The following is a 13,903-nucleotide window of genomic DNA, read 5'->3' on the forward strand; positions in this document are numbered from 1 at the left end:
GGGGTGTGGTGGGTCGGCTGGGGATGTGGGAGGTGGCGGGCCTGGGGTGTGGTGGGTCGGCTGGGGATGTGGGAGGTGGCGGGCCTGGGGTGTGGTGGGTCGGCCGGGGATGTGGGAGGTGGCTGACGTGGGGTGTGGTGTGCGGTTGGGACCGCGGTGGGTGGCGTGCTCGGAGGGTGCTGGGTTGGCTGGGCATGCGGTAGATGGCGGGCGCTGTCGTGGGCGGACCGGGAGGGCGGGGAATCGACTCGACGTGGTCAGTAAGCTTTGTGTTCGTGGTTTCTCCTAACGTTGTCCCGGACGCTGTCGCGGATCGCCGTGCTCGACTGCTGGCGGGGGCGGCGGTGACATTGGGGCAGTTGTCCGACGTTCTGGAGCCGTTGGGGGCGATGTTCGCCGAGCGGGGGCATTCGCTGTACCTCGTGGGGGGCAGTGTGCGCGACGCGGTGCTCGGGCGGTTGGGCAACGATCTGGACTTCACCACCGATGCGCGGCCCGAGGTCGTACAGGAGATGCTGCGCGGGTGGGCCGACCATCTGTGGGACACCGGTGGGCTGGCGTTCGGCACGGTGAGTGCGGCCAAGGCTGATCAGCAGCTCGAGATCACCACGTTCCGGGCCGACAGCTACGACCGGGTTTCGCGCAACCCCGAGGTGACTTTCGGCGACACTCTCGAGGGCGACCTGGTGCGCCGTGATTTCACGGTGAACGCGATGGCGGTGAAGATCGCCGCCGACGGTTCGCTCGAGTTCGTCGACCCGCTCAACGGTCTGGATGCTCTGCTCGACGGGATCCTGGATACTCCTGCGGCACCGCAGGACTCGTTCGACGACGATCCGCTGCGCATGCTGCGCGCTGCCCGTTTCGTCGCCCAGCTCGGTTTCGACGTGGCGCCGCGGGTGCGGGCGGCGATCGTGGAGATGGCCGAGCAGATCGACCGGATCACCGCCGAGCGGGTACGCACCGAGCTGGACAAGCTGATCGGCGGGTTGCACCCGATCGACGGCATCAACCTGATGTGCGACACCGGTCTGGCCCAGCGGGTGCTGCCCGAGGTGCCGACGATGAAGCTCGAGATCGACGAGCACCACCAGCACAAGGACGTGTACCAGCATTCGCTGACGGTGCTGTCGCAGGCGATCGACCAGGAGGACGGCGACCCCGACCTGGTGTTGCGCTGGGCGGCGCTGCTGCACGACATCGGCAAGCCCGACACCAAGCGCAACGAGCCGGGCGGCGGGGTGAGTTTCCACCACCACGAGGTGGTGGGCGCGAAGATGGTGCGCAAGCGGATGCGCGCGTTGAAGTATCCGAAGGCGTTCACCGAAGATGTCGCGCGCCTGGTGTTTCTGCACCTGCGCTTCCACGGTTACGGCAAGGGGCAGTGGACGGATTCGGCGGTGCGCCGCTACGTCACCGACGCTGACGATCTGCTCGATCGCCTGCACAAACTGGTCCGCGCCGACTGCACCACCCGCAACAAGCGTCGTGCGGCGGCTTTGCGCGGCACCTACGACGAGCTCGAACAGCGCATCGCGGCCCTGCGTGAGCAGGAGGACCTGGCCCGGGTGCGGCCCGATCTGGACGGCAACGCGATCATGGAACTACTCGGTCTGCCGCCGGGGCCGCAGGTGGGCAAGGCATGGAAGTACCTCAAGGACCTGCGGCTGGACCGCGGTCCGATGACGCGCGAGGAGGCCGAGGCTGCCCTGCGTGACTGGTGGGCCACGCAGAACTCCTGATCAGAACACGATCAGGGTGGTGCCCGCGATGATCGCGTCGCGGATCTGGGTGAGGTCGAACGAACCGGTGATGCCGGGCAGCTCTATCCGGAACCGCACCTTGTCGCCGCGGCGGTGCGCGTAGGAGATGCTCGCCCGGTTTGGCAGGTCGTCGAGCAGCAGCGCGGGTGCCTGCACGGCCCGGCGGGGCAGGCGGATGCCGTACCAGCTGGCGCGGCGGATATCGATGGTGAGCAGGTTGTCGTAGACCTGCGCGTCGACGACGGCGCTCATCTTGCGGGTGCGGTGGGTGGCGAGGATGCGGCCGCGTTCGTCGAGACCCACCCGCCAGTCCAGGTTCTGCGCGTCCACCCAGTCGACGAGCGCGCCGATGCCGATGGTGCCTTCGATGTCGAGTTGCTGCACCCGGACCTTGGTCGGCACGCCGGGGATCATCCGCACGCCGTGGGCGATCACCGTGACCGTCTCGATCGGGTGCGAGTCCCACACCAGGTCCGACAGCACTGTCTTGCTCTGGAAGTGGGCGCCGCGCCTGCGGAGTTTGAACGTGTCGAGGGTGGCGGTGAGGTCGTGTCCGAGCAGGGTGGCGTCGACTTCCTGGCCACCGAAGCGGCTGAGGATGCCCTCGCTGAGCACGGTCATCAGCACATCGGGCATGAGCGCGGTGACGGTGCCGGAGCCGAGGTCGGCGACGGGGTCGGCCCAGGACGTGGTGAAGCCGAGCCACTGGTCGATCCATGACGGGTCGAGCAGGCGTTTGCCCAGGTCGACAGCGCCCGACAGTGACCAGGACTTCGGATCGAAATACGTGGCCATGATTGGTCCGAGAGTACTTGCCCGGGGCGTCGTCGGCCATGCTCGACGGCGTGTTGTGTGCCCATCTGCGCCTGGGAACTCCGATAATGCGGAGAATGTAGCTATTTACAACCGCTTGTGCGGAACTAGGCTGAAGGTGTGGCGAAACTACGGATCAAAGAAGCCGCCGACCTCCTCGGCGTCAGCGACGACACCGTCCGCCGGTGGATCGACACCGGCGCGCTGGCGGCCACCAAGGACACCGCGGGCAGGCTGGTGATCGACGGGCGCGAACTCGCGACCCTGGCCGTCGACCAGGCCCGCACCCCGCAAACCCGGGTCGGCAGCGCCAGCTCGGCCCGCAACCGATTCCCCGGCCTGGTCACCCGCGTGGTGGCCGACAAGGTGATGGCGCAGGTGGAGATGCAGTGCGGTCCGTTCACAGTGGTCTCGCTGATGAGCAGTGAATCGGTGCGTGAGCTGGGGCTCGAACCGGGCAGCGTGGCTCTGGCGAGCGTGAAGGCGACGACCGTCGTGGTCGAACGGGCCGCCGGATGATGCGCCGGCTCGCGCTCGCCGCCGCGACGCTGATGGCTGTCACCGCCTGCGGCGGCCAGAACGACTCCGACACAGGGTCTTCTACGCTCACCGTGTTCGCGGCCGCCTCGTTGCAGCATGTCTTCGCCACGCTGGAGCCGGAGTTCGAGACCGCCAATCCTGGTGTGGACGTGCAGTTCTCGTTTGCGGGGTCTTCCGATCTGGCAGCACAACTGCTTGCCGGTGCGCCCGCCGATGTGTTCGCCGCCGCGGACCGGCCGACCATGGACAAGGTGGTGCGAGACGGCCGGATCGCCACGTCGGCACCGTTCGCCACCAACGTGCTCACGGTGATCACCGAACCGGGTAACCCGAAGGGGATCAACAGCTTCGGTGATCTGTCGCGCGACGGACTCACCGTGGTCGTGTGTGCGCCGCGAGTACCGTGTGGACGGGCCACGCAGCAGGTGGCCGCGGCCGCCGATGTCATCCTGCGACCGGTGAGCGAGGAATCCTCGGTCACCGATGTACTCACCAAAGTGACCTCCGGACAAGCGGATGCGGGGCTGGTGTACGTCACCGATGCCGCCGACGCGAATGTCGCCACCTTGTCGATACCCGAGGCCACAGCGGCTGTGAACACGTATCCGATCGGGGTGCTACGCGATTCGGAGCAAGCGGCGGCGGCGGAGAAGTTCGCCGAGTTCGTCACCGGCCCGGCCGGACGCGCGGCGCTCACCGCAGCGGGATTCGGCGCGCCATGAATCAGCATGCTGCGGTTGGGCTTCCGTGTGTTGGACGCGGGACTCGCCGTCCAGGGGCGGACCGTAGGGTCCCTGTCGGGTCGGTGTTCCACAGCGGTGCTGCCACGTGAGCGCCGGATTGCCACGCTGGCTGCTACTGCCGGCCGTCATCGGTTTCGCGCTGGTGGTGGTGCCGTTGAGTGCACTGGCCTGGGGAGTCGAGTGGAACCGGTTCATCGAGCTCGTCACCACCGAAGCATCCAGGGACGCACTGTGGTTGAGCTTGCGAACAGCCTCGGCCAGTACGGTTCTGTGTCTGCTCTTCGGCGTACCGATGGCCGCGGTACTCGCCAGAGCGCGGTGGCGAGGTCTCCCGCTGTTGCGGGCACTTGTGTTGCTGCCCTTGGTTTTACCGCCGGTAGTCGGGGGCATCGCCCTGCTGTACACCTTCGGCAGACGCGGACTACTCGGCCAACATCTGGAAGCGGCGGGCATTCAGATCGCCTTCAGCACTACCGCGGTGGTGCTCGCGCAAACCTTTGTCGCACTACCCTTTCTGGTCCTCACCCTCGAGGGCGCCTTGCGCACCGCGGGCAGCCGCTACGAACAGATCGCAGCCACCCTCGGCGCGAGCCCCAGCACGGTCTGGTGGCGCATCTCCCTACCGCTGTTGCGACCCGCCCTGATCTCCGGCGCCGTGCTGGCTTTCGCCCGCGCCCTCGGCGAGTTCGGTGCCACCCTCACTTTCGCGGGCAGCCTCCAGGGCCGCACCCGCACCCTCCCCTTGGAGATCTACTTGCAGCGCGAAGCCGACCCCGACGCCGCCGTCGCCCTCTCGGTCGTCCTGATCGTCGTCGCCGCCCTCATCGTGTTGCTCGCCTACCGCCGAACCAGTCCCATCCCCGGCACCCAACTCCGCAGTGCCGGGCGCGCCCAGGTGAGCGGGGGCACGCGGTGACCGGCGCGGCACCGGACGGGCAATCCCCACGGGGGCTGGTGGTGTCGGCGCGTATCGCGGCGCGTGATCTGGACGTGCACATCGAGGTGGCCCCCGGCGAGGTTCTCGCCGTCCTCGGCCCCAACGGTGCAGGCAAATCGAGTCTGTTGCAGGTGATCGCGGGCCTGACCGTCCCCGATGAGGGTTCCGTGCGCCTGGGCGGCCGAACCCTCACCGACACCGCGAGAAATATCGCGTTGCCCGCCCATCGGCGCGGTGTATCCCTGCTGGCGCAGGACCCGCTGCTGTTCCCGCACCTCAGCGTCGCCCAGAACGTGGCGTTCGGTCCACGCAGTCGCGGCATGAACAAACGCCGGGCTGCGGCGACGGCCACCGACTGGCTCACCGCCGTCGAAGCCACCGCCCTCACCGACCGCCACCCGGGCTCGCTGTCGGGCGGCCAAGCCCAACGGGTGGCGCTGGCCCGCGCCCTCGCCGTCGACCCCGACCTGCTGTTGCTCGACGAGCCCATGTCGGCCCTCGACGTCGACGTGGCCCCCGCCATGCGGTCGCTCCTGCGCCGCGTCCTGCGCGACGAACCCGGCCGCGCCCATCCCCGCTGCGCGATCCTGGTCACCCACGACATCATCGACGCCATCACCCTGGCCGACCGCCTGGTCGTCCTCGAGTCCGGCCGCGTGGTCGAGTCCGGTCCGGTATCGGAGGTGATGACTCACCCCCGCAGCCCCTTCGCCGCCCGAATCGCCGGCCTGAACCTGCTGCACGGCACCGGCGTCGACCTGGCGTCGACCACACATGCGAGATCGGCCCGGACGGAGCACGATTTCCTCGACGAATCAGACGTGGACCCATCCACTGGTGCTGCCGCGCTGACGGATGTCTACCTGGCCGATGGTGATCAGTCGGTGGCAGGTTCGGATCGATTCGCAGGCGCTGCGGAGGTGGGCGATCACCCCGATGGTCAGCAATCCGTCGCGGACACACCTCGGCTCACCGGCGCTACCGGGCGCCCAGACGCCGAGGCGGGGCGGGAGTTTCGCCCGGAGAGTGGTGAAGTGCCGAAGCTCGGCACCGTATCGGTCGGCGCGGGAGGTGCCCAGGAACCGGATCCCGTCACCGAACTGACCGTAGACGGCCGCGTCGTAGGCGATTTCACCCCGGGAGCCCGTGCCGCCGCGGTCTTCTCCCCCGCCGCGGTCGCGGTGTTCACCGAACCCCCGGGCGGCAGCCCCCGCAACGTCTTCACCGTCGACGTCACCGAGATCACCGATCGCGGCGGCATCGTGCGGGTGCGCGCCGACGCACCGCGAGCTCCCGGTCTGTGCGCCGATCTCACCCCGGCCGCGGTCACCCAGCTCGACCTCACCGTCGGCGCTCGGGTGTTCTTCGCGGTCAAGGCGACAGAGGTGCGGGTCTACGCCTGCTGAACCACGCCCCGGTGACGGGTGGGCGCGCCGGGTCGTTCATGCTCGATTCACCGGGGTACCCCACCTGGCGTGACGCGCGAATACCGGAGGGCATCGCATGCCGCTGGACCTGAACAGTGATCTGGGCGAAGGCTTCGGCCCATGGCGGATGGGCGACGACGCCGCCATGCTCGACATCGTCACCAGTGCCAATATCGCGTGTGGTTTCCACGCGGGCGACCCGGTGATCATGCGCCGCACCTGTGAGCTGGCGGTGGCCAAGGGCGTGCGCATCGGCGCGCACGTGGGTTACCGCGATCTGGTCGGTTTCGGTCGTCGCGACATCGCCATCGCCCCGGCGGAATTGCGCGACGAGGTGCTGTATCAGATCGGTGCGCTGGCGGCGTTCGCGCGCGCCGCGGGCGACCGGGTGCGCTACGTCAAACCGCACGGCGCGCTGTATCACGCCGCGGCGCGCGACCGCCTGCTCGCCGATGCCGTGCTCACCGCGGTGGCCGAGGCCGAGCCGGGGCTGGCGCTGCTCGGCCCGGCGGGTACCGAACTCGAACGCGCCGCGCGGCGGGTGAACGTGCGTTTCGTGGGCGAGGGCTTCGCCGATCGCGCCTATACCGCCGGGGGCACCTTGGCGCCGCGCGGAGTTGCCGGTGCGGTGCTGTCCCCCGATGACGCGGTGAGCCAAGCTGTGGCCCTTGCGCTGTCGGGGACCGCGCGTACCGTGGACGGTCCGGGAACGGTCGCCGTGTCCGTGGCCAGCGTGTGCGTCCACGGTGACTCACCGGCGGCTGTGGAGATGGCTCGCCGGATCAGGGGGGCGTTGGGCGAGGCCGGTGTACCGGTCGAGCCGTTCGGCTGAGGGCGGGAGGCTGCATGGAAACCGACTGGAACGCGCGGATCAGGCCCGCGGGTGATCGCGCCGTGCTCATCACCCTCGACGACCCGCGCCCGGTGCAGCGGCTGGCCTCGGCCTTGCGTGTGCACGCCATCGCCGGGGTGCAGGACGTGCTGCCCGCCGCGGAAACCGTGCTGGTGACCATGCATTCGGTGCACTACGGCGTGCAGGTGCGCCGCGAACTCGTCGCACTGCTCGACCGGCTCGAGCACGAGTCACCGCAGCCGGATTCGCCCGATGTTTCCCGTGGAACAGCCGAGCCCGACGAGGTGGTGGAGATTCCGGTCCGCTACGACGGCACCGACCTGCCCGAAGTGGCCCGTCTGCTCGACCTGTCGGTCACCGAGGTGATCGCGGCGCACACCGGCACCGTCTGGCGGTGCGCGTTCGTCGGGTTCGCCCCTGGTTTCGGCTATCTGGTCTCGCCCGACGGCCGGCTCACGGTGCCGCGCCGCGCTCAGGCTCGCACCGCCATCCCACCGGGTGCGGTGGCGCTGGCCGGTGGGTACTCCGCGGTGTATCCGCGTGGTACGCCGGGTGGCTGGCAGCTCATCGGGAGTACCGATCTGCGGATGTGGGTGGTCGACCGCGATCCACCCGCGCTGGTACGTGCGGGTTCGGCGATTCGGTTCGTCGACAGCGAGGAATAAGCCAGGGCTGCTCAACGGTGCGCCGCCTCGACAGCGAATCGGGGAGTGATCGCATGGTGATCTTCATCGAACGGGTGGGGCCGTTCGCGACGATCCAGGACCTGGGCAGGCCCGGGTGGTTCGATTCCGGCGTCGGCCAGGCGGGCGCGGCCGACCGCGCGGCGCTGCGGCTGGCGAACCGGCTGGTCGGCAATCCGGAAGACCATGCGGGAATCGAGGTACTGCTCGGCGGACTCGTGCTGCGCGCCGACGCGCACCTGACGGTCGCGGTCACCGGCGCGCCCGCCCCGGCCACGGTCGACCACACCCCCGTCGGGCACGCCGGTGTACTCGAGCTCGACGAGGGACGAGTTCTGCGCCTGGGCATGACGACTGCCGGTCTACGCAGCTACGTGGCCGTGCGCGGCGGTATCGACGTACCCAAGGTGCTCGGTTCCCGCAGTTACGACACCCTTTCCGGGATCGGCCCCGAACCGCTGCGCGCCGGCACGCACCTGCGGGTCGGTCGGTCACCGCGCACGCTGCCCACCGTCGAATTCGCGCCGGTCCCGGTGCCGCCGGAGGTGCTCACCGTGCGCGCGCGACCCGGCCCGCGCGCCGACTGGTTCACCGACCCCGACGAGCTGTTCCGTGGTTCCTGGCTGGTCTCGGCCGACACCGACCGCGTCGGGGCGCGCCTGGATCGCGGCGAAGGCGCCCCACTGGTTCGTTCGATCGCTGGTGAGCTGCCCGCGGAAGGGATGGCGCTGGGGTCGGTGCAGGTGCCGCCGAGTGGCCGGCCGGTGGTGTTCCTCGCCGACCACCCGATCACCGGCGGCTATCCGGTGATCGCGGTGGTACTCGACGCCGATGTGGACCAGGTCGCCCAGGCCCGCCCGGGTGGGCGGTTGCGGTTCGTGCCCGACCGGTGAACAAGCACGGAACCGAATGCTCCCGGCGCGCGTCCAATCAGGTTGTGAACGAAATCGAGTACGTCCTCGGAATCGGCGACCCGCTCGGCCAGTACTGGCCGGACCAGGCACTGGCCGACAGCGCCGACACCCTGTGGCTCGATTTCGACGCCGACACCAGCTTCGACGACGCGCTACTGCCCGACATTCCGCTCGCCGCGGTGGACCATCGTGTTGTGCTGGCGCAGGAATCGCAGCTCAGCCGCCCGCCCTGGCTCGGCGAGAATTGAGCGCGATCGCCACGATGCCCAGCGCGTACACCCCGGCCCCGGCCAGCACCACGCCCAGCGCCCGGCCGTCGGCCGGAATCACCAGCGCCGTCAACGCGATCGCGAGCACGAAAGTGATGTTGAAAACCGTGTCCTGCAGGGCGAACACCTGGCCGCGCCGGTCGTCGTCGATGTCGATCTGCATGCTCGCGTCGCCGGTCAGCTTGATCACCTGGCCGGCCAAGCCCAGTCCGAACGCGCCGATCAGCAGCAGCCGGTGCGCCTGCTCGGTCGCCGCCTCCGAGGAGGCCAGCGCGGTCGGGGTCACCAAGGTGAGCTGCACGATGACCGCTGTCACCAGGCCCACCAGCACCGTGCGTGGCCTGCCGAGCCGGGGAATCAGCACCGGCGCCAGGATCGCGGCCACCAGCATGCCCGCCGCGGCCGCGACGATCGCCACCCCGAAGCCGACCAGTCCGCCGCTCATCTGCGTCTCGCCCGCGGGCTGACGCAACACCAGCACCATGATCAGTGTGTTCATCCCGAACACGATGCGATGCGCGCCGATGCCGATCATCGCCGTCGTCACCTGCACCGCATGCCACACCGCGCTCGCTCCGGTACGCAGGCCGGTCGCGATGGCGCGCACCGTGCTCGCCGAACTCTTCGAACCACGTTCCGGGCCGAGTACCCGCGGCCGGAAGCCGTAGGCCAGCACCGCCCCCACCAGCGAGCCGATCCCGCTGAGCGCCACCGCCACCGCCGACGCGGAATCACCGGCCCCGAGTACCGCGATCACCGCCACCGATGTCGTCGCGCCCACTCCCGCACAGGCCGAAGCGACCGTGGCCAGCACCGAGTTCATCGGCACCAGCCAGCGCCGTTCGAGCACCCGCGGCAACGCCGCCGACACCCCGGCCAGCACGAACCGGCTGATCCCCACCACCGCCAGCGCCAGCACGAGCAGCACGCTCTCCGGTACGCCACCGAACAACGCCACCGCGGCCACGCCGATCAGCACCGCCCGCGCCACGCTCGCGATCAGCAGTACCCCACGCCGATCCCACCGGTCCAGCAGCGCGCCCGCATAGGGTCCGAGCACCGAATACGGCAGCAGCAGCACCGCGAAACCCGCCGCGATCGCGAGCGGATCGGTCTCGCGTTCCGGATTGAACAGGATCGCACCCGACAGGGCCGCCTGGAACATGCCGTCGCCGAACTGGGCGGTCAGCCGCAGCAGACCCAGGCGCGGCATCCGCGGATTGCGGCGGAATACCGTCCGGGATTCCCGCAGCAGATGGCGCATCGAAATCGCCCGCTCATCCGCCGGATTCGAGCAGTCAGCGCGATCAGTCGACACCTCGTGAGGATAGTGGTGCCAGAATTGAGTTGGCGGTACGGGTGTAGAGCAGGAGGAGCATCATGTCCACATCGATGACGACCCCGCGGATCGAACTGCATCGCGGCGGTGACCGAGCCAAGACACGCATCTCCTGGCTCGACTCCAAGCATTCGTTCTCCTTCGGCGAGCACTACGACCCCGACAACACCCACCACGGGTTGCTGCTGGTGAACAACGAGGATGTGGTGCTGCCCGGCGAGGGTTTCGACACCCACCCGCACCGCGACATGGAGATCGTCACCTGGGTGCTCGGCGGCAGCCTGGTGCACCAGGACTCGCTCGGGCACAGCGGCGTGATCTACCCCGGCCTGGCCCAGCGGATGAGCGCGGGCACCGGCATCCTGCACTCGGAGAAGAACGACTCCTGGCGCCTGGACGGCACACTGCCCGAACACGACGAACCGGTGCACTTCGTCCAGATGTGGGTGGTGCCCGACGAACCGGGCGTGGACCCCGGCTACCAGCAACTCGAAATCGACGACGAACTCGCCCGCGGCGAACTGGTGACGGTGGCCTCCGGACTACCGCGCTACCGCGACCGCACCGCCATCGCGATCAACTCCTCGCACGCGGCCCTGCACGTCGCCCGAATGTCGGCCGACAACCCCGGATTCACTCTCCCCGACGCGCCCTACCTGCACGTTTTCGTCGCTCGCGGGGAGATCGACGTGGAAGGGGTCGGCACCATGTCCCAGGGTGACGCGGCCCGGCTCACCCGCTCCGGTGGCCAGCGGGTGCGCCCCCACGGCGAGGCCGAAGTGCTGATCTGGGAAATGCACGCCCGCCTCGGGCAGTGATACTGGCGGCTGGTGCCGCGTGTTCGCGGCCCCGGCGGGCCTCGATCTTCCCTCCCGGCGGGTACTCCTTCGTCGCACCCTCTGGTCAGTCCAGATCGAGGCGGGCCGCGAACGGCTTTTACGCTGAGCCGGGTTCGCGGATGAGGGTGCTGGATCGGATGTTGGCGCGGGTGGCGGCGACGATCTGCGCGAAGTCGGGGCGGAAGTCGCCGTCGGGGGGTTGCAGCCAGGTGCGGTAGCCGCTGCGCTCATCGGCCGGAGACGGCAGCACGATGTCGCTGCCCGGCAGCGCGACAGACGCGCACACCCGGAACAACTCGGCGAACAGCACGGTGTCGAGATAGGAATTGTCGGTGGGCCCGGTGAGGAAGGTCCATCGGCCGGACCTGGGATGGGCGATGATCGGACCGCAGCGTTGACCTCGGCTGATCAAGGTGCCGAGTACCCGTTCGCCCAGCGTCGAAGGCATCACCACCGCCCCGACCGCACCGATTTCCAACACGATCCGCCCCAGAGCCGAATCGACAACACCGTAGAGCCCGTTGTGCTTGCGATAGTGCCGACAGCGCGCGAGCGCGTCTCGGTTGGCCGAGTACTCCTCGGCCGCGGTATACCCGCCTTTGTCATCAGTTCGCGACGTGCTCATCACGACCTCGTCTCCGTCGACGCTGGACTCGATGTAGCTGGGGGTTCGCCAATAGCCTAATGCCGCACAACCGGGCTGACAATAGTCAGTAGCTGGCGTGTCGATCGGCGTACTATCTTTCCGCATGGCACCCGTTTCGCCGACCACGGCGCGCTGGGAACTGGTCCTGCGTCTGCGCGAACTCCGTGAACAGCGCGGCCACGACTCGGCCGGTTTCGCGCGGCGGGTCGGGTTCACCCCGGCCAACTGGTCGCATGTGGAGAAGGGCAGGCGAGTGCTCACCCGCACCACCATCGAGCCGGTTCTCGACGTCCTCGACGTCACCGCCGACGAACGCCGCGAACTGCTCGCCCTGCTCGAGGCCAGCAAACAGCGCAGCTGGTGGTCGACTTCCGCGGCCCTGATCGGGCCCGAATTGCAACGCCTGTACGGCATGGAAGCCGGCGCGCAGAGCATCCGCAGCTACGACAGCCTGATCGTGCCGGGCCTGCTCCAGACCGAAGCCTATGCTCGGGCGCTGATCAGCGCCGATGTGATGATCCGGCCGGTGCAGGTAGACCAGCTGGTGGCGATCCGGCTGCGCAGGCAGCAGCGACTACGCGATGCCGAACCGCTCGAACTCACCGCCGTGCTCGGTGAAGCCACCCTGCGTCAGCAGACCGGGGGCCCCGAAGTCCTGCGCGAGCAGTTGCGCCACCTGGTGGAGTTGATGCGCGAACTCGACACCGTGGATGTGCGCGTCATCCCGTTCACCGCGCCCAAAGGTGCGGTCCTCGGCGGTTCCAGCTTCCATCTGCTCGACTTCGCAAGCGACCAGCTACCTACCTTCGCGTGGGCTGAGAGCGCGGTGTTCGGTGGTCCGGTCGACGATGCCGAGCAGGTGCGCGATCTGGGGTTCGCCTATCTGCGCGCCCGCGAGCAATCCCTTTCGCGCAGCGAATCTCTCGCCCTGATCAGCGACTATGTGAGCGTGTAAGATTCGGGGTATGTCCACCACCGCTCGCCGCCGCCCGGCCGAACACGGCTGGTTCACCTCGTCACGCTCCAATAACGGCAACCAATGTGTCGAGGTTCGCTTCGATGGTGACGTCGTCCAGATACGCGACAGCAAATTCCGGCGCAACCCGATGAACACCGGCCTCGACGAGCCCATCATCACCGTCGACAGCACCCAGTGGACCGCCTTCCTGCGCTGCCTGCTGACCAACAGCCCCCACCCCACCCTGATCGCCGACGTCACCCCCGACGGCGCGGCCACCCTCCGCCACGAAGACGTCACCCTCCACTTCACCCCAGCCGAATGGGAAGCCTTCACCGCCGGCGCCCACGACAACGAGTTCGCCTGCGCCTAGCCGCCGTCCCACCCTTGTGCGTGTCCGTCGGTGACCGGGCAGTCCGCGCCAGTGATCGACGCCCATACTCGATCGCCGATGCCACGGCAGCGAACTGATCGCGGATGCCGGACATGTCCAGCTGAAGTCGGCCGGGCTACAGCCGACGCAGTCGCCGCTTCTTACTCGGCACTGTCAGCCGCACGTACACCCCCACGAGGTCCGGTGCCGCGGCTCTGGCGCGCTCACTGAGGTCGATCATCGAGGCCGTCGTTTCCCAGCCGAGGACTTCTGTCATCCGGCGATCGAGGAGCGGGATGATGCTCCGGTTCCACAGGCAGGTGGCGGCACAGGTGCCAACGGCGAAGATGAGCACGCTCACCGCGGCCCACTGCCACCCGGGCAGGTCGGGCAGAACTCCCAGCTTCTTCGCGGCTGTGATGAGCAGGGCTGGGGCCGCGGCCAAGACCAGCAAGGAGAGCAGGAGCTTGTACTTCTCCCGCTCGGAGTAGTGCAGCACCAGCAGCCCTTCGGCGAGCGCACCCTCCTGCTCCCCCGGCGGAAGCGATTCGAAAACCGGACCGATGACAAGAACCGGCTGCTGGTTTCGAGCCTTCGGTCGCACCCCGTCCAGCCACCACGTCGGCACGTCTCCGGCTTCGACAGGCGCTGCATCCACCCCGAATCGTGTCGCGAGTTCCTCGACACGGCTACCGACTTCATCCAGATCCACCCGTACATATTCGGCGATCCGCCGGTGCACTACTAAATCTGAGCAGCCTCCGGTACCTCGGTCATCGAGCAGGCCACCGGGCGAAATCAGTCGA

General features: G+C 68.6%; 16 protein-coding genes and 1 pseudogene. 13 read left to right on the top strand and 4 right to left on the bottom strand.

The window, feature by feature from the left end:
• Window positions 1–275 precede the first annotated feature (275 nt).
• Window positions 276–1,742, top strand: a complete 1,467-nt coding sequence (locus tag ACFO5K_RS07215) for a CCA tRNA nucleotidyltransferase (protein ID WP_378557749.1) — start codon at window positions 276–278, stop codon at window positions 1,740–1,742.
• Here ACFO5K_RS07215 and ACFO5K_RS07220 read toward each other — a convergent pair whose 3' ends face one another.
• Window positions 1,743–2,558, bottom strand: a complete 816-nt coding sequence (locus tag ACFO5K_RS07220) for a hypothetical protein (protein ID WP_378557751.1) — start codon at window positions 2,556–2,558, stop codon at window positions 1,743–1,745.
• Between the two features lie 138 nt (window positions 2,559–2,696).
• On the opposite strand from ACFO5K_RS07220, the gene ACFO5K_RS07225 reads away from it, so the two are divergent.
• From ACFO5K_RS07225 to ACFO5K_RS07265, 9 genes and pseudogenes are all read left to right on the top strand, one after another.
• Complete coding sequence (locus ACFO5K_RS07225) at window positions 2,697–3,095, top strand: TOBE domain-containing protein (RefSeq protein ID WP_378557753.1); 399 nt, start codon at window positions 2,697–2,699, stop codon at window positions 3,093–3,095.
• Window positions 3,095–3,838, top strand: a complete 744-nt coding sequence (modA, locus tag ACFO5K_RS07230; RefSeq protein WP_378558532.1) for a molybdate ABC transporter substrate-binding protein — start codon at window positions 3,095–3,097, stop codon at window positions 3,836–3,838. Before ACFO5K_RS07225 ends, modA begins: the two co-directional genes overlap by 1 nt.
• A gap of 106 nt (window positions 3,839–3,944) precedes the next feature.
• Complete coding sequence (locus ACFO5K_RS07235; protein ID WP_378557756.1) at window positions 3,945–4,775, top strand: ABC transporter permease; 831 nt, start codon at window positions 3,945–3,947, stop codon at window positions 4,773–4,775.
• A pseudogene (locus ACFO5K_RS07240) lies at window positions 4,772–5,303 on the top strand (sulfate/molybdate ABC transporter ATP-binding protein); the annotation flags it as partial. The gene ACFO5K_RS07235 and the pseudogene ACFO5K_RS07240, both read left to right, overlap by 4 nt.
• Window positions 5,304–5,482: 179 nt before the next feature.
• Window positions 5,483–6,202, top strand: coding sequence for a TOBE domain-containing protein (locus ACFO5K_RS07245; RefSeq protein WP_378558535.1), 720 nt, complete (start codon window positions 5,483–5,485; stop codon window positions 6,200–6,202).
• Window positions 6,203–6,299: 97 nt separating this feature from the next.
• Window positions 6,300–7,055 (top strand): LamB/YcsF family protein, encoded by a 756-nt coding sequence (locus tag ACFO5K_RS07250; protein WP_378557759.1) that lies wholly within the window; start codon window positions 6,300–6,302, stop codon window positions 7,053–7,055.
• Window positions 7,056–7,069: 14 nt separating this feature from the next.
• Window positions 7,070–7,741 carry a 5-oxoprolinase subunit B family protein gene (locus tag ACFO5K_RS07255; protein WP_378557762.1) on the top strand — a complete coding sequence of 224 codons (672 nt, stop codon included), beginning with the start codon at window positions 7,070–7,072 and terminating at the stop codon, window positions 7,739–7,741.
• A 53-nt stretch (window positions 7,742–7,794) separates the two neighbouring features.
• Window positions 7,795–8,652 (top strand): 5-oxoprolinase subunit C family protein, encoded by an 858-nt coding sequence (locus ACFO5K_RS07260; protein WP_378557765.1) that lies wholly within the window; start codon window positions 7,795–7,797, stop codon window positions 8,650–8,652.
• Between the two features lie 44 nt (window positions 8,653–8,696).
• Complete coding sequence (locus tag ACFO5K_RS07265) at window positions 8,697–8,921, top strand: hypothetical protein (RefSeq protein WP_378557772.1); 225 nt, start codon at window positions 8,697–8,699, stop codon at window positions 8,919–8,921.
• On the opposite strand, the gene ACFO5K_RS07270 is transcribed toward ACFO5K_RS07265, so the two are convergent.
• The gene (locus tag ACFO5K_RS07270; RefSeq protein WP_378558538.1) at window positions 8,890–10,206 is read right to left on the bottom strand and encodes an MFS transporter; all 1,317 of its coding nucleotides are present in this window, start codon (window positions 10,204–10,206) and stop codon (window positions 8,890–8,892) included. The genes ACFO5K_RS07265 and ACFO5K_RS07270 overlap by 32 nt on opposite strands.
• A 116-nt stretch (window positions 10,207–10,322) precedes the next feature.
• Here ACFO5K_RS07270 and ACFO5K_RS07275 point away from each other — a divergent pair, with 116 nt between their 5' ends.
• The gene (locus ACFO5K_RS07275; protein WP_378557775.1) at window positions 10,323–11,099 is read left to right on the top strand and encodes a pirin family protein; all 777 of its coding nucleotides are present in this window, start codon (window positions 10,323–10,325) and stop codon (window positions 11,097–11,099) included.
• A 118-nt stretch (window positions 11,100–11,217) separates the two neighbouring features.
• Here the strand turns inward: ACFO5K_RS07275 and ACFO5K_RS07280 are convergent, their stop codons facing one another.
• Window positions 11,218–11,745, bottom strand: coding sequence for a hypothetical protein (locus tag ACFO5K_RS07280; RefSeq protein WP_378557778.1), 528 nt, complete (start codon window positions 11,743–11,745; stop codon window positions 11,218–11,220).
• A gap of 124 nt (window positions 11,746–11,869) precedes the next feature.
• Here ACFO5K_RS07280 and ACFO5K_RS07285 point away from each other — a divergent pair, with 124 nt between their 5' ends.
• Complete coding sequence (locus ACFO5K_RS07285) at window positions 11,870–12,721, top strand: helix-turn-helix domain-containing protein (protein ID WP_378557782.1); 852 nt, start codon at window positions 11,870–11,872, stop codon at window positions 12,719–12,721.
• 10 nt (window positions 12,722–12,731) lie between these two features.
• The gene (locus ACFO5K_RS07290) at window positions 12,732–13,097 is read left to right on the top strand and encodes a DUF397 domain-containing protein (RefSeq protein ID WP_378557785.1); all 366 of its coding nucleotides are present in this window, start codon (window positions 12,732–12,734) and stop codon (window positions 13,095–13,097) included.
• Between the two features lie 136 nt (window positions 13,098–13,233).
• Here ACFO5K_RS07290 and ACFO5K_RS07295 read toward each other — a convergent pair whose 3' ends face one another.
• Window positions 13,234–13,809: a hypothetical protein gene (locus ACFO5K_RS07295; protein ID WP_378557788.1), complete on the bottom strand. Its 576-nt coding sequence runs from the start codon at window positions 13,807–13,809 to the stop codon at window positions 13,234–13,236.
• Between the last annotated feature and the right edge of the window lie 94 nt (window positions 13,810–13,903).

This window comes from Nocardia halotolerans, assembly GCF_042650145.1.
GTDB classification, from domain to species: Bacteria; Actinomycetota; Actinomycetes; order Mycobacteriales; family Mycobacteriaceae; genus Nocardia; species Nocardia halotolerans.